Source organism: Pseudomonas sp. MF5691 (assembly GCF_016405645.1).
Classification (GTDB): Bacteria; Pseudomonadota; Gammaproteobacteria; order Pseudomonadales; family Pseudomonadaceae; genus Aquipseudomonas; species Aquipseudomonas shahriarae.
This window is the reverse complement of sequence record NZ_JAEKDC010000026.1, coordinates 1-15,326: the sequence shown is the minus strand read 5'-3', so window position 1 is coordinate 15,326 and position 15,326 is coordinate 1. Positions and strand designations below refer to the sequence as shown.

General features: G+C 61.6%; 15 protein-coding genes. 8 read left to right on the top strand and 7 right to left on the bottom strand.

The window, feature by feature from the left end:
- Window positions 1-28: 28 nt before the first annotated feature.
- The 4 genes from JFT44_RS24745 to JFT44_RS24730 form a co-directional block, all read right to left on the bottom strand.
- Entirely contained in the window at window positions 29-1,357 is a 1,329-nt protein-coding gene (locus JFT44_RS24745; RefSeq protein WP_198831338.1) for a D-arabinono-1,4-lactone oxidase, read from the bottom strand.
- Between the two features lie 77 nt (window positions 1,358-1,434).
- The gene (locus JFT44_RS24740; RefSeq protein WP_169989796.1) at window positions 1,435-1,803 is read right to left on the bottom strand and encodes a cytochrome c5 family protein; all 369 of its coding nucleotides are present in this window, start codon (window positions 1,801-1,803) and stop codon (window positions 1,435-1,437) included.
- Window positions 1,804-1,959: 156 nt separating this feature from the next.
- Entirely contained in the window at window positions 1,960-2,712 is a 753-nt protein-coding gene (locus JFT44_RS24735) for an outer membrane beta-barrel protein (RefSeq protein ID WP_057436922.1), read from the bottom strand.
- 149 nt (window positions 2,713-2,861) lie between these two features.
- On the bottom strand, window positions 2,862-3,695 hold the full coding sequence (locus JFT44_RS24730) for an arylamine N-acetyltransferase (RefSeq protein WP_198831328.1): 834 nt from the start codon (window positions 3,693-3,695) through the stop codon (window positions 2,862-2,864).
- Between the two features lie 159 nt (window positions 3,696-3,854).
- Between JFT44_RS24730 and JFT44_RS24725 the strand changes: the two genes are divergently transcribed.
- The gene (locus tag JFT44_RS24725) at window positions 3,855-4,097 is read left to right on the top strand and encodes a DUF6555 family protein (protein WP_057436926.1); all 243 of its coding nucleotides are present in this window, start codon (window positions 3,855-3,857) and stop codon (window positions 4,095-4,097) included.
- 50 nt (window positions 4,098-4,147) lie between these two features.
- Here the strand turns inward: JFT44_RS24725 and JFT44_RS24720 are convergent, their stop codons facing one another.
- Window positions 4,148-4,351: a DUF6021 family protein gene (locus JFT44_RS24720; RefSeq protein ID WP_232544792.1), complete on the bottom strand. Its 204-nt coding sequence runs from the start codon at window positions 4,349-4,351 to the stop codon at window positions 4,148-4,150.
- Between the two features lie 150 nt (window positions 4,352-4,501).
- On the opposite strand from JFT44_RS24720, the gene JFT44_RS24715 reads away from it, so the two are divergent.
- A complete protein-coding gene (locus JFT44_RS24715; RefSeq protein WP_057959334.1) occupies window positions 4,502-5,023 on the top strand; it encodes a DUF3087 domain-containing protein in 522 nt (173 codons plus the stop codon).
- A gap of 41 nt (window positions 5,024-5,064) precedes the next feature.
- Here JFT44_RS24715 and JFT44_RS24710 read toward each other — a convergent pair whose 3' ends face one another.
- The gene (locus JFT44_RS24710; protein WP_057959333.1) at window positions 5,065-5,931 is read right to left on the bottom strand and encodes a Dyp-type peroxidase; all 867 of its coding nucleotides are present in this window, start codon (window positions 5,929-5,931) and stop codon (window positions 5,065-5,067) included.
- A gap of 139 nt (window positions 5,932-6,070) precedes the next feature.
- Between JFT44_RS24710 and JFT44_RS24705 the strand changes: the two genes are divergently transcribed.
- Window positions 6,071-7,696 (top strand): NADP-dependent glyceraldehyde-3-phosphate dehydrogenase, encoded by a 1,626-nt coding sequence (locus JFT44_RS24705; protein WP_115128367.1) that lies wholly within the window; start codon window positions 6,071-6,073, stop codon window positions 7,694-7,696.
- 139 nt (window positions 7,697-7,835) lie between these two features.
- Window positions 7,836-8,900: an FUSC family protein gene (locus JFT44_RS24700; RefSeq protein WP_198831327.1), complete on the top strand. Its 1,065-nt coding sequence runs from the start codon at window positions 7,836-7,838 to the stop codon at window positions 8,898-8,900.
- Window positions 8,901-9,041: 141 nt separating this feature from the next.
- On the opposite strand, the gene JFT44_RS24695 is transcribed toward JFT44_RS24700, so the two are convergent.
- The gene (locus JFT44_RS24695; RefSeq protein WP_057445041.1) at window positions 9,042-9,797 is read right to left on the bottom strand and encodes a TetR/AcrR family transcriptional regulator; all 756 of its coding nucleotides are present in this window, start codon (window positions 9,795-9,797) and stop codon (window positions 9,042-9,044) included.
- 354 nt (window positions 9,798-10,151) lie between these two features.
- On the opposite strand from JFT44_RS24695, the gene JFT44_RS24690 reads away from it, so the two are divergent.
- The 4 genes from JFT44_RS24690 to JFT44_RS24675 are packed head-to-tail and all read left to right on the top strand — an operon-like array spanning window position 10,152 to window position 14,787.
- Window positions 10,152-10,859 (top strand): ABC transporter ATP-binding protein, encoded by a 708-nt coding sequence (locus JFT44_RS24690; RefSeq protein ID WP_198831326.1) that lies wholly within the window; start codon window positions 10,152-10,154, stop codon window positions 10,857-10,859.
- A complete protein-coding gene (locus tag JFT44_RS24685) occupies window positions 10,856-12,055 on the top strand; it encodes an ABC transporter permease (RefSeq protein ID WP_120733315.1) in 1,200 nt (399 codons plus the stop codon). Before JFT44_RS24690 ends, JFT44_RS24685 begins: the two co-directional genes overlap by 4 nt.
- Entirely contained in the window at window positions 12,048-13,529 is a 1,482-nt protein-coding gene (locus JFT44_RS24680) for a TolC family protein (protein WP_057959328.1), read from the top strand. The genes JFT44_RS24685 and JFT44_RS24680 overlap by 8 nt, the downstream gene beginning before the upstream one ends.
- A complete protein-coding gene (locus JFT44_RS24675; protein ID WP_057959327.1) occupies window positions 13,519-14,787 on the top strand; it encodes an efflux RND transporter periplasmic adaptor subunit in 1,269 nt (422 codons plus the stop codon). The genes JFT44_RS24680 and JFT44_RS24675 overlap by 11 nt, the downstream gene beginning before the upstream one ends.
- Window positions 14,788-15,326 lie beyond the last annotated feature (539 nt).

Below are 15,326 nucleotides of genomic sequence, written 5' to 3'. Positions count from 1 at the left end.
GTGCCGACCATGAAGTGTCTGCGGTTCATCAGGCTACTCCCAGGATTGATGACAGGTGTGCATTAAGGAATTTGCCGCCGGGGTCCAGGGCCTGGCGCACCCGCGCGAACTCGTTCCAACGCGGATACAGGGCCTGCAGGGCGCGGGCATTGAGGGTGTGCAATTTGCCCCAGTGCGGCCGGCCGGCGTATTTCCAGAAGATGGGCTCGATCGCGGCAAAAAAGTTGTGATGGTCCATGGTGTAGTGCTGGTGCACCGAGATCGAACAGCTGTCGCGGCCTTCAAACATGCTCAAGGGAATATCGTCAGCCTTGACGTAGCGGTACTCGATGGGAAACCAGGTGCGCAGGTCTTTGTCGCGGATCAGCTTGAGGATTTCCCGCAGGCAGGCCGGACCGTGTTCGGCGGGCACCGAATACTCCATCTCGTTGAACCGCACATTGCGCACGTTGGCGTAGACCTCGAACGATTCAGCCACACGGTCCTGGAAACTGGCGAAATAGCGCAGGCTGTTCAGCAGCGTGCGGCGGGTTGCGGGGAAGTCGCTGGCATATTTGTCGAGGTTCTCGATAATCGACACAAACTCATTGCCGCCCGCCTCTGCCGGGTCGATTGGCGGGGTTGGCGCGTCGGTGGTTTCGTTGAGGGCGATGGACAGCGCGTAGTCGGAATGTGTCACCACCAGCATCTCCCAATGCTGGTTCTCGCGGGTGTTGTTCGCCACATCCTCCAACAGCTCTTCGGTCGGCGCTATCCATTGGCGCTCCCGCAGACGGTAAGGGGCGCGGTTTTGCATGCGCACGCGGGTGGTCACGCCGAGCGCGCCCAACGACACCCGGGCGGCGTTGAACAACTCGCGCTCACGCCCGGCGTCGCAGTCCAGCACCTCGCCCTCCGCCGTCACCAGTTGCAGGCCGGTGACACCGGCTGAGTACGAGGTAAACCCAACCCCGGTGCCATGGGTCGAGGTGGAAATGGCGCCGGCCAGGGTCTGGTAGTCGATGTCCGCCATGTTCGGCAGGGCCTGGCCGATAGCCTTGAGCGCCGGCCCCATGCGTGACATGGGCGTACCGGCGGCGAAGGTGGCTTGCAGGCTGCTGGCATCGTGCTCGAGCAAGCCATTGAAAAAACTCAGCGACAGTAACGTGCCATCTGTCGGTACCAGGGCACTGAATGAATGGCCCGAGCCCACCGGGCGGATCTTGCCCGGTGCCTGGCGAATGATCTGCACCAACTCCCCCAGGTCCTTGGGCGCCAGCCGCTCAAGGGGCAGGCAGCTTTGGGCGCCCGACCAATTGCGCCAGGGGATCAAGCGCGGCGCCCGGGCCAATTGGGCCAGCGCCGGGTTACTGCTGATTGCCAGAAATGCGCCGGCCACCGCCGAGCGCTGCAACAGTTGCCTGCGTGAAAGCACCATTACCTACCCCATTGTTGTTATTGGATATGAACACCGGCCATAAAACTGATCAGGCCCAGGAACTGGTCCTCGGAACACTGCATGCACAGGCCCATCGGCGGCATGCCGTTGTAGCCGTTGAGGGTGTGGTCCAGCAGGGTGTCCGCGCCCAGGGCAACACGCGGGCTCCAGGCCTGGCTGTCGCCGGTCAACGGCGCGCCGGAGGCAGGGTTGGCGTGACACAGTTTGCAACTGGTGTCGTAGAGCTGGGCCAGCGCCGGGTCGGCAGGCATGGCGTTGCTTGCCGTGGCAAGCTGCGGGGGATGTTGCGGTTTGTCGTCACAGGCGGCCAGCAGGCCAAGCAAGGCCAGCAGCAAACCCATGCGGCGGGAGGTCGTAGACCACATAGCCAGCCTCTCTTTTTTAGTATGAACAGCTGGGTTCACACTAAGTCAGGGACGGCGCGGCGTTGAGGGTATTGGGGGACACAAAGGGGGACTTGGGCGGACAGGGTCGGGCGACCGGCGCTCCATTACAGAACGCCGGCGCCCGCAACAGCCGACTTAGAAAGCCAGACCGACCTTGAAGCCGTACTCATCGCGCTTGAGCTTGGTGTTATCGGCCACTTCGGAGTCCGCGTCGAGCTTGTACTCGGTACGGGTGTAATACAGGCCCGCCATCACCGGCAGGTCGCCGTTCTGGTTCATCAGCAAGCTGACTTCGGCGTAGGGATTGGTGCGGTCCTTGAGGTCCACGGTGTCGCTGCCAATGCCGTCAACCTTGAGCTTGGCGCGGCCGTCAATGGTATGGCGGGCGCCCACTTCGACACGCATGGTCATGCTGTCGAACTGATGGTTGTAACCCACCGCCGCCTTGGCAAACGGCGACTTGTTGGTGAGTTTCATGTCGTAGTCGCCAGAGTCCGGCTCATAACGGGTCCAGCTGTAGCCACCGCCGACCAGCACGTCGACAAAGTTGCGCGCATCCAGCGCGGCGCGCCAGCCCAGGTCGAGGTCGGCCTGGCCTTCCTTGAGTTTGTTGTCGCTTTTCTTGCCAAACTTGGCGTCCACGCCGGCCTGATAGATAAAGCCGGATTCGGCAGTCAGCTTGTTGCCAAAGTTATAGAACAGGCCGGCTTCCGGCATATGGTCCTTGTCGCTTTCGCTACCGCCTTCAAGCTTGAAGTCGTTGTAGCTGCCGAGGATACCGAAGGTGGAAATCGGATCGGTGGACGGCGCAGCGAATACCATCGCCGGTGCGGCAACCAGGGCCAGGACCGAGGAGTTCTTGAGGATTTTTCCGAATAGTTTGGACATCGTTTTACATCTCCTTTTTTAGGTGGGCAAATTATTCAAGAAACGGTTCGAACCCCCTGTTTTGCAAAAGGTTCGATTTAATTTGCCTTGGAGTTGGAGGTAAAACGCTTCAGCGAAGGCTCTGGATCAGGCCTTCCAGAGTAGGCCTATCAGCTATCGGCCAATAGTTGCGCCAGTCGCGGGCGTAGCTGTGGGTGCTTGGGCACGCGTAAACCAAACGCTTCACGCAGCAGTTCCAGCAATTGGTCGACGTCGGTGATCGAGCGTTTTTCGCTGTCACCGCCCACGTGATGAACGGCGTAGTTGCCGTTGTTTAACGTACGCCGCAGGCCGGGCCCGATCAGCGCCACTTTCAACTGTTTGATGAACGGCGAATCGGGGTGGGTCGAGACATACCAGTTGCCCAGTTCATAGTCGAAGTGCGACTGCGGCTGCAGGTCGAACACGTACAGCCCTCGCCATTCCTCGCCAACCTGGGCCCACAGGGTGTAGCTGCCGTCCTTCAAGGTCAGGCGATAGGGTTCATGGGCCGTGGCCTGTGGCGCCAGATTGTCCAGCTGCAGCGGGCTGCTTGGCACCATGCCACCAAACGCGACATCGCTGATGTAGCGCACACCCGCCAGGGTCACCAGGCTCAGGCGATGGGTACGCGGGGTGTGGGCATCAGGCGGCCCGCCTATGACTACTCGACCGGTGATGCCCCGAGCATCGAAGCCCAGCTCTTGCAACAAGGCCAGGAACATCTGGTTCAGTTCGTAGCAATAACCTCCCCGCCCGTCGAACAGGACTTTTTGCTCGATGCTGGCCAGATCAAGGGGCACTGGCAGTTGCGCCAACACCGAGAGGTTTTCGAAGGCGAAGGTACAGACATGGCGCAATTGCAACTGCGCCAGGGTTTCCAAAGTGGGTGCTGGCGGGCTGTCATACCCCAGGCGTTGCAGGTACAGGCGGCTGTGGGTCAGGCTCGGTGAATCCTGGGACATGGCGCGATCCTTGGGCGCGGGCGAAGGTTTCACTAATACCCGTAACCGTTGCCGCTGCCAATACTGATCTGTGGCAATAGATCGTAGGAATGGGGCGCAAACTTTCTGAACCTTTCTGAACCTAATTGCATCAACTCCATATCAAAACAGGGAGGCAATATGGGCACGGCAACGATCTACACCATCCAATACAGGCTGCATGGCGAGCCCAAGTCTTTTGTAGTGCGTGCGGAGGTGATGAATAACGCCGAGGCATGGCATTGGGCCAGCTGTGACGCCGGGGTGGCCCACGTCGGGCGCATTGGCCGTCCTGGCCACGAGCGCACCAAGAAGACCACGCGGCCATGGGCGGAGAAATACGGCATCACCGACGTCACCTGGATCGCCCCCAAGCGCCTGTAGGGGCTGCGGCAGGAGCTGGTTTGCCAGCTCCTGCACTGATGGGCGTGAAGTTATGGTTTCAGATCGCCCAAGGGATCATAAGCCGGCTGCTTGCCGGCTTTGTGCTTCTTGTCCAACGGCGCAATGGCCGGGCCGACCGGGTCGACCTGCGGGTCGGCCACATCCGGTGAGTCTGGGTCAAACCCCAAATCGTGCTGATCACTGGCGTGTTCCGACGAATGCGGGCCATCGGGCTTGTTCGATTGTTCAGTCACAGTCATCTCCTTCGCTTTGCTGACGATGCATACATGCGTTAGAGAAAACCCCGGCTGCCATCGTTCAACTTTCTCACGCCCACCCACAAACCATGAGAAGATGCCGCGCCGCGCAATACCCCTACTTAGTTCATGGAGACTGCATCCCGCATGTTTGAGATCAAACCTGTCGATCCGCAAACCTATCGCCAGCAGACCCGCCGCAGCACGCTGATTGTCGCGGTGATCTTCATCGCCCTGGCCATGCTGCTGTCGAGCCTGGCCGTGATGCTGTTTGGCGAGCCCGGCGGCGACAACTTTCGTTTCAATATCGGGGGAGTGGCGGCCGGCGTAGTGCTGACTATCGCCCTGGTACGCGGTCCGCTCTGGTCACAGGCCTGGCTGGCGCCAGCGATCTATGGCTGGCAGCTCAAGCGCAGCCTGATGCGGGTGACCAATGTGATGCACAAGGTGACCGAGCGGGTCCAGGCCAACGACCCGACGGCGATGAAGCTGCTGCGGTTCTATCACCTGGGGCTGACGCAGATGCATGAACTGGACGCCAATTCCAGCGCCCAGGCGCAACTGGTCGGGGAAATCGAGAAACATAAGGCGCAGATGAAGGCGCTGGGAATCAAGGCTGAACAAACGCGCCTGGATCCAGCGTGGCTGGAAGCCATGCGCGGCGCCTGACCTCATAGGAGCCCGTTTGTGGGCTCCTACAAGCGTTTGGCTCAGGCCGCGAAGATCGCGCCCAGGTCCAGACGCCCATCCTTGAGCGGCGGGCACCAGTAGTAGCCACCGGTCAACGGTGTGCTGATGCGGTACAGGCCATCGACAATCCCGTCTTCCAGGCCGCTCATGCGGCGCAACTGAGCTTCAAAGGCGTCAAAGGAGTGGCCGAACGCGAGGAACATCAACCCGGCCTGGCCATTTTCGGCCCAGGGCATGGAACGGCGCACCACAAAGGCTTCGGGGGTGAAGCTCTCCTGGGCGGTGCGCTTGACGTGGGCGGACTCGGGGGCGTCGTCCAGCTCTTCGTTATCGCCATGGCGACGCCCGATGATGTGGTCGCGCTCCTGGGCCGGCAAGGCGGCGAAACCGTCCAGGTCGTGTTGCCATTGCTGGATTGCGGCAAAGCTGGCGCCACTGCCGGCAACGGCGGCTTCGACGGCGGCGTCGTCATGGGGGTTTTCGGTGCCGTCTTCGTAGTCGGTCAGGTCAAAGCCGGTCTTGTAGCGGAAACCTTCAGTCATCTGCACCAGGCGAAAGCCCGGCGCCAGGGCTTTTTCAAAGGCCCGGCTGCGCAACAGCAACTCACCACGGTCTTCGCCATGCAACCAGCACCACAGCGCCTGTTGGGTGGATGGGTTGTGGGCACCCGGCGCCGAGATGGGCGCAAAACTGCGCAGCCCTTCGATGTGCGCGCCCAGTGCCTTGACCAGCGGCTCACCCAAACCCACCACCACTGCCGAGTCAACCAACTGCACCAGCGCGTCGAGCGCTGCCGGCACGGCGTCGATGGACTCGATGGCGAAAAACAGATGGCGTGCCTGCAACGGCACCGGTGCGGCAAGAATGCCCGGCTGGTACTGACTCATATGAACTCCTTCAAGAAAGCCGCGTAGTTTACCCGCCGCGCCCCAGTGTGCGTAGGGAAATGCGTGTAAGCCTTGCAACAGAGCCCTCCGATGGGGGAATCTCTGACTCAAGCTGTGCAACCACTCCAGGGGTAGCGACATGACCACCACTCACCTGCTTGCCAATCTGTTCCCGACCGCCGAAGGTATTCCCGAACAATTTCGCCTCGCCGCCCCCATTGAGCAACGCGACTATCTGGTCGACGGCCAGTTACGCACCTGGAACGGCCCGTTGGCCCAGGTGCGCAGCCCTGTCCAGTTGGCCGGTGCCGACGGCGACACCCCCGTGATTATCGGCAGCACGCCGCTGCTGGATGCCGAGACCGCCCTGCTCGCCCTCGACGCCGCAGTTCGGGCCTACGACCGTGGCCAGGGCCAATGGCCTACGATGCGGGTGGTCGAGCGTATCCAGCATGTCGAGGCGTTTTTGCGGCGCATGCGCGAACAGCGCGATGCCGTGGTGAAACTGCTGATGTGGGAAATCGGCAAGAACCTCAAGGATTCCCAGAAGGAATTCGACCGCACCTGCGACTACATCACCGACACCATCAATGCCCTCAAGGAGCTGGACCGCCGCTCCAGCCGCTTCGAGCTGGAACAGGACACCCTCGGGCAGATCCGCCGCGTGCCCATGGGCGTCGCCCTGTGCATGGGCCCCTATAACTACCCGCTCAATGAAACCTTCACCACACTGATCCCGGCGCTGATCATGGGCAACACCGTGGTGTTCAAGCCGGCCAAGCTCGGCGTCCTGTTGATCCGGCCATTGCTGGAGGCCTTCCGCGACAGCTTCCCGGCCGGCGTCATCAATGTGATTTATGGCAGCGGCCGCGAGACCGTCAGTGCGCTGATGGCCAGCGGCAAGGTAGATATCTTTGCGTTTATCGGCACCAACAAGGCAGCCAGTGACTTGAAGAAGCTGCACCCGCGCCCACATCGCTTGCGAGCAGCCCTGGGGCTGGATGCGAAGAACCCCGGCATCGTATTGCCTGAGGTCGACCTGGATAACGCGGTCAACGAAGCGGTCACCGGCTCGCTGTCGTTCAACGGCCAGCGCTGTACCGCGTTGAAAATCCTGTTTGTGCATGAAGCCGTGGTCGAACGTTTTATCGAGAAGTTCAACCACAAACTCGCCAGCCTCAAACCGGGAATGCCCTGGGACGAAGGTGTGTCGCTGACGCCGCTGCCGGAAGCAGGCAAGGTGGACTACCTCAACGGTCTGGTAGCCGACGCGGCGCAACACGGGGCCAAGGTAGTGAACGCCAATGGCGGTGCCAGCCGTGGCTCGTTCTTCTACCCGGCGGTGCTGTACCCGGTGACCCCACAGATGCGGGTGTACCACGAGGAGCAGTTCGGCCCGGTGGTGCCGATCGTGCCCTACCGCGACCTGGACACGGTGATCGACTACGTCCTGGAGTCGGATTTCGGCCAACAGTTGAGTATCTTCGGCACCGACCCGGCGCAAGTCGGGCGCCTGGTGGACACCTTCGCCAACCAGGTGGGCCGGATCAATATCAACGCCCAGTGCCAGCGCGGCCCGGACACCTTCCCGTTCAATGGCCGCAAGAACTCGGCCGAAGGCACGTTGTCGGTGCATGACGCCCTGCGGGTGTTCTCGATCCGCACCCTGGTGGCAACCAAGTTCCAGGACAGCAACAAAGCACTGATCAGCGATATCATTCGGGACCGGGCGTCGAGCTTTTTGACCACCGACTATATTTTCTAAACTGCTCCCATGTAGGCGCGGGCTTGCCCGCGATGCAGGTGCCTCGGTGTGTCAGTGACTCCGAGGTGATGCGATCGCAGGCAAGCCAGCTCCCACATTGGACCTCATAACATCTAACGATGAGGCCTTCTTAATCCCGATGAATCTGCCGTCCTTCGCCCGCCGCCTGTTGCGGCCACTGCTCGACCCCTATCGCCGTTATCGTCATGCCAAACTGATCCACGCGGTACGGGTGTCCATCGGCCTGCTCGCGACCATCCTGCTGACCACCGGTATCAACCTGCCCCACGGTGAATGGGCCTCGGTGACCATGCTGGTGGTGATTGGCGGCCTGCAGCACCACGGCAATATCGGCAAGAAAGCGGTGGAGCGGGCCTATGGCACGCTGATCGGGGCCAGTGTCGGCCTGCTGCTGGTGGCGCAACAGGCTTATCTGGGCCAACCCTTGTTGACGTACCTGTTGATGTCGGTGGTGTGTGGCTTTTTTTCCTATCACGCCATCGGCAAGGGTGGATACACCGCGTTGCTGTCGGGGATCACCGTGTTTATCGTCGCCGGCCACGGGGACAACCCACTGTCCGATGGCCTGTGGCGCACCGTCGACATCCTGATCGGCATCGCCCTGGCCCTGGCGTTTTCCTTCGCCCTGCCGCTGTATGCCGTGTACTCCTGGCGCTACAACCTGGCCAGCGCGCTGCGCGACTGCGCCGCCATCTACAGCCGGATCATCAGTGGCCAGTCGGTCACCGATGACGAGCACCTCAAGCTGCTCAATCGCTTGAATGCGGCGATGTTGCAACTGCGTTCGTTGATGCCGTCGGTGTCCAAGGAAGTGCGGATTTCCATGACCGAGCTGGATGGGATCCAGCGCCATCTACGGATGTGCATCAGCACCCTGGAAATTCTCGGCAATACCCGCCCTGACCCACGGGATGAGCAGGCCATGGCGCGCTTGCAACTGGCGCTCAAGGCTGAGCATCGGCAGATTCGTGTGCAGTTGATCGGGATGGCGCGGGCCCTGCAATCCGGCGCCACGCAACGCTTGGAACGAACCAGCCTAGCTGCGCCTGATCCCCAAGCTGCCCTGGAGGCGCCAGTGCACAGTGCGTTGGATGGCTATCGGTTATTGACCGCGCAGCTGGCGGCAAATGTCGACGCGATGCACGCCCGATTGGCGAAAAGTGCCAAGGCGTGGAAAATCTGAAAAACGCTGCAACTTAATATTGGATCCACATTTTTTTCACGTTTTATTCACATCCGCAGACGTACTGTGAAGCCTCATCCGTTACAAACGTTGTACATCAAGCCCGCCGCCCCAGCGGGCTTTTTTTTGCGCGTGATTTGCTCAACGCGCAACTTTACCGGTTGCCGGCAGCGCCGACTGGCCGCGAATCGCACGCTGGGTATCGAGTACCCGCGCCAGCGCCGTTTCAGCTTCCGGGCTTTGCTGCGGCACACGAATGGCCGCCGAGACCAGGGTGATCAGCTTGGCCATGACTTCGGCGTCAGTGGCCGGGCGCCCTAGGCTCATGGAGTTCATCAGCAGGCGCAGTTCGGTCCCGGCCATCACCCCGGAAATCGCCTTGAGGGCAAATTGCAGGCGCACCCCCAGCTCATTGCGCGGCAGGTCGGGCAACGCCAGGGCGAAGGCTTCGAAGAAGCGCTGGAACACCGGCTGGTAATGCACCTTGAGGTATTCCTGGATAAACGGCGAGGTATCACTGTAGACCCGCCCGAGGAAACGAATAAAGGACCGCCCCTCGCCGCTGGCCGGATCACTGCGCTCCAGGCCCATGGCCGGGGCGAACAGCACACCCAGCAAGGTATCGCAGTCGAGCGGTCCGTCAGACTCGGCCTCGCACCGGGCGAGCAACTCCAGGCGCTGCTCGTTGAGCGGCTCCAGGCGTTGCATCAGTAATGTTTTCATCAGGGAGTCCTTGTCCCCGAAGTGATAATTTACTGCGGCGAGATTGACCTGAGCCTTCTCGGTGATTTGCCGCAACAGCACGGCGTCGTAGCCGTACTTGATGAAAAGAGCCTCTGTCGCATCCAGCAGTCGAGTCTTGGTTACATTTGGAGCGCTGAGTTTCTTCGCGACCATATAAGTTCCACGGGGGAAATATGTTTAAAAAAAAAATTTGATTTTTTATACCGGGGCGGATGCTTGAAAGCAAGTAGTGACACTGCACCATACTATCCAAGCGCGTTGCCGCTCGCCCTGTAAACGGCTTGCCCATGGCAGGACCAGGCGTTTTCCTGCCACCGGTATAGGCTCTGCCACCAGAACAACCGCTCTATTTCTGTGGCTGGCGAAGCTGTGGCATCACAGTTACTATTCAAACAATGTTTTTAAAAAAAGAATAAAAACCAGCTATTGGCAATCGTGACGCAGGCCCTGAAGATGTTACAACGATTTTCAGGAGCAAGCCGGATAGCCGCAGCGCAAGGCGTAGTCATGATGACAGATACTCCAACGCTCCCAGGCTTTATTTCTCTGCAAGGCATCGGCAAAAGCTACCAATTGGCCGGACAGCACCTGGCCATTCTCAATGACGTCAGCCTCTCTATCAACCGCGGAGAAAGCTGCGGCATTCTCGGAGCTTCGGGCTCCGGCAAAAGTACCCTGCTCAATATCCTCGGCCTGCTGGACCTGCCCGACTGCGGCGCCTATCACTTCGCCGGCCATGACATTTTCCACGCCACGCCGGATCAACTGGCCGCGATCCGCAACCAACAGATCGGCTTTGTGTTCCAGAATTTCAACCTGCTGCCGCGCCTCAGCGCCCTGGACAACGTTGCCCTGCCCCTGGGCTATCGCGGTGTGTCGCGCCAGGAGTCGGTGGCGCGGGCCCTGCATCTGCTGGAGCAAGTTGGGCTGGCCGAACGGGCCCATCATCGCCCCGCCGACCTGTCCGGTGGCCAGCGCCAGCGGGTGGCGATTGCCCGCGCGCTGGTGGGCGCGCCGGCAGTGATTCTGGCCGACGAACCCACCGGCAACCTCGACAGCCACACCGCCCAGGACATCATGGACCTGCTGCTGGCCCTGAACCACGATCAAGGCGTCACGCTGATCATCGTCACCCACGACCCGCATATCGCCGAACGCCTGGATCGCCAGATCCTGGTGCGCAACGGCGTGGTCCACGAGGCAGAGTGCGTATGAGCCTGCGGGTCGAACAGAGCCTGAGCCAGTTGTTGCATGAAGCCTTTGTCAGCCTGCGCACCCTGGGCAAGCGCTCGATCCTGGCCCTGCTGGGGATCGTCATTGGCAGTTCATCGGTAGTCGCACTGATCAATATCGGACATAACGCCGCCGAAGATGCCGCGATGATTTTCAAGGACATGGGCACCGACACCCTGGTGGCGCAGTTCCCGCCCAAAGGCAACAGCAATGCGCACATGCCCACCCACCTCGATCTACAAGCCGTACGCCAGGCCGTGCCGGGCATCGCCCACATCGGCGCGATTTCCTCATTCAGCGGGCCGGTGGTCTTTCATGGCCGCACCACCAACGCCGGCTTGATTGGCAGCACCCCTGGCCTCAAGGATGCGATGCGCCTGGCGCTGCGCGAAGGGCGCTTCCTGTCCGAGTTCGACAGCGGAGAAACCTACGCGGTGGTCGGCGACCAGATCGCCCAGGCGTTAAGCACGCCCGGTGACCCGCTGCGCCTGGGCGATCGGGTGCGGGTCAACGACTACCTGTACCTGGTCATCGGCATCCTGCAGAACCAGCCGCGGTCGATGCTGATTCCGGTGCAAACCAACGAGTCACTGTTCATCCCGGCAGCCGGTATGCGCCGTATCTATTCCTCGCCGCAGGTTGGCAGCGTGGTCCTGCGCGCAGCAGCCGGCCAGGACATGGAGCACATCGCCGTCGAGACCACCAAGGCCTTGGGCGCGCAACTTACCGAGCACACCGTCGAGATCCAGATCCCCCAGCAAATGATCGACGGCATGACCCGGCAAAGCCGCACCTTCGCCTATCTGTTGCTGGCCCTGGGCGCCATCTCCCTGGTGGGCGGTGGGGTCGGGGTGATGAATGTGATGCTGATGAACGTTTCGGAACGCCGCCGGGAAATCGGCATCCGCATGGCCCTCGGCGCTCGCCAGCGCGACATCCGCAACCTGTTCCTGCTCGAAGCCGTGACCCTCACCGCCGTCGGCGCCCTGTGCGGCGCGGTGCTGGGCATGGGGGCCGCCTATCTCTATGCCTGGCTGTCGGGCTGGCAGTTTTCCCTGGCGGTGTCGGCCCTGCCCCTGGGCGTGGGCAGCACCTTGCTGGTGGGATTGTTTTTCGGGATCTACCCGGCAGTCTCGGCGTCACGCTTGCAGCCGGTGGAGGCCCTGCGCGATGAATAAACCCCTGCTGTGGCTGATTGCCCTGGTGAGCCTGCCCTGCGTGGCCGCCGATATCGTGATCCGCCCTTCGGCGCCGACCACCACCCGCAGCGGCTATGAGCACAGTGTCTCGCTCAATGCCCAGCTCACCACCCTGACCCTGGGCGACGCGGTGTACCTGGGCCTGCGCAACAACCCGGCGATTCGCAGCGCCTACCTGCAACGAGTGGCGCAGAAGTTCGACTTGCGAGTGGCCGAAGATGCCTTCAACCCCAAGCTGGTGCTCAACAGTGCCTACCGCACCACCCAGGGCAGCGACGACCGCGCCCGCAATGCCAACCTGTCACCCACCACCAGCTTGCTCGGCGAGTACGGCACCCGCCTGAGCATGGGCTGGACCCAGCAACTGAACAACGCCAACCATGCCGGGCGCTACCGCAGCGACGGCCTGGACCTGGCCATCATCCAGCCACTGATGCGTGGCGCCGGCTGGGATGCCACCACCGCCCCGCTACGGCTGTCACGCCTGTCCGAGCAAGCCAACCGCCTGAACCTCAAGGCCAACGTCGCGCAGACCATCAGCCAGATCATCGCCACCTACCGCGACTTGCTGCGTGCCCAGGAGCAACTGAGCATCGCCCAGGAAGCCCTCAAGCGCTCCAATACCCTACTGGACGTGAATAAGGCCTTGATCAATGCCGGGCGCATGGCCGAGTTCGAAATCGTGCAGACCGAGGCCGACATCGCCTCCCAGCAACTGGGGGTCGAGGAAGCCCAGAACCAACTGGACATGAGCCGCCTGGCGTTGCTGCGCCTGCTGGCCCTGGACCTGGCGACCCCGATCCGTGCCACCGAAGCCCTGGAGGCCACGCGCATGGACATCGACAAGCGTGAGGCCTTTAACCTGGCGCAGAACCAGCAGCCCGAATACCTTTCGGCGCTGCTGGGCAGCCAACAGGCCGACCTCAACCTGGTGCTGGCCAAGGATTCCGGGCGCTGGCAGGTCGACCTGGTGGGCGGCGCCAATCAGATCCGCGCCAACACCGACAACGACGCGGGCAGTACCAGCAATCGGCGCTGGGACAGTTATGCCGGGGTCCAGGTGCGCATTCCCATCGGCGATATCAGTACCCGCCAGGCCGAAGTGCGCGCACGGGTCAATGTGGAGAACCAGGCCATCCTGATCACCGACGCGCGCCAGGAACTGGAGCGTAGCGTCAATAACGTGGTGCGCGACCTTGGCACCCGCTGGCGCCAGTATGAAATTGCCCAGCGGGCGGTGGAACTGTCCCGGCGCAAGATCGAGATCGAACGGGACAAGCTCGGCGCCGGGCGCTCCACCAACTTCCAGGTGCTGAGTTTCGAAGCGGACTTGCGCAACGCCGAAAACGCCCGCCTCAATGCCCTGATTGCTTACCTGAATGCCCAGACCCAGCTCGACCTGACGCTGGGCATGACCTTGGAAAGTTGGGAAATCGCCCTCAATGACTACTAAAAAAGCCCTGCTGGGCGTTGCACTGCTGATACTGCTGGGCGCTGGCGGATTCGCGCTGCTCAGTCGCCCAACGCCTGCCGCCGATCAGACCGGCACGGCCGAGCAATGGCTGGAGGTCAAGCGCGAAGCCCTGGTGCACCAGATCGGCCTGGTGGGCAAGATCGAACCGGACACCACCGTCACCCTGACAGCCCCCTTCGACGGCAATGTGCAGGCCAACCTGGTGGAACAGGGGCAACGGGTCGAAGCCGGCCAGGTTCTGTTACGCATGGACCCCGCCACCCTCGAAGTGCAACTGCGTGAAGCGCTCTCCGCCCAGCTCAAGGCCCGGCGGACCGTGCAGGAAATGCAGGACTGGGACAGCGGCCCCACCGTCAGCCGCGCACGACGCAGCCTGCGCACCTCGCAAATGAGCGCCGACAACACCCAGCGCAAACTGGTTGAAAGCGAGAACCTGTTCAAGCGCGGCATCATCCCACGCAACGAACTGGACGACCTCAAGCAACAGGCCCAGCAGCAACAGTTGGACCTGACCGCCGCCCGCAGTGAACTGCAACAGGCCCTTGATCAGGGCAAGGGTGAATACCGGCAGATTGCAGACATGGAATTGACCAACGCCACGGTCAAGTACGACGCCCTGCGCAAACTGCTCGAAGGCCAGGAGGTCAAGGCGCCGTTTTCCGGGATCGTCGTGCCGCCACCGGGCAGCGCCACCCCGCAAGGCAGCGGCAATAGCAACGCGCCGGTACAGGCGGGCAGCAAGGTCAGCCAGGGCCAGGTGTTGTTCGGGCTGGCCAATATCGAACGCCTGAAGATCGTCGCCAAAGTCTCGGAGCTGGATATCAACCAGCTGCATCAGGGCCAGCCGGTGGAAGTCATGGGCGACGGTTTCGATGGCGAACACCTGAGCGGTTCGGTCAGCGTCGTCAGCGGCCTGGCGATCGCCAATGACAGCCAGGGCAGCGCGCAATTTCCGGTGACCCTGTCGATTCCCAAACTGACCGAGAAACAACTGCAAAGGGTCCGCCTGGGCATGAGCGCACGCCTGACCGTCGTGACCTACAACAATGACCAGGCGATCATCGTGCCGGCCCAGGCGATCAGCCATGATGCCGGGACCATGAGCGTGGAGTACCGCGCGGCAATGGACCAGCCGGTGGAACGGATGACAGTCACCACGGGCCAGTCTACCGCCCAAGGCGTAGAGGTATTCGGGCTCAAGCCCGGGTTTGTCAGGCTGGATGCAGCCCCAAGATAAACGTAGATCCAAAATGTGGGAGTTGGCTTGCCTGCGATAGCGGTGGGTGAGCCGCCAGAAACGGTGACTGAACTGCCGCTATCGCGGGCAAGCCCGCTCCCACAGGGAATCTCACTCGGGCAGATAATTTTGGCCCCACCACAAATCAAAGGTGGGAGATTGCCTGCGATGGCGGTGGGTCAGCCGCCAGAAACAGTAACTGGACTACCGCTTTCGCGAGCAAGCCCGCTCCCACAGGGGATCTCACTGGAGCAGATAATTTTGGCCCCAGCACAAATCAAAGGTGGGAGCTGGCTTGCCTGCGATGGCGGTGGGTCAGCCGCCAGGAACAGTGACTGGACTGCCGCCATCGCGAGCAAGCCCGCTCCCACAGGGAATCTCACTCAGGCAGATAATTTTGGCCCCACCACAAATCAAATGTGGGAGCTGGCTTGCCTGCGATGGCGGTGGGTCAGCCGCCAGCAACAGTGACTGAACTGCCGCCATCGCGGGCAAGCCCGCTCCCACAGGGGATCTCACTGGAGCAGATGATTTTGGCC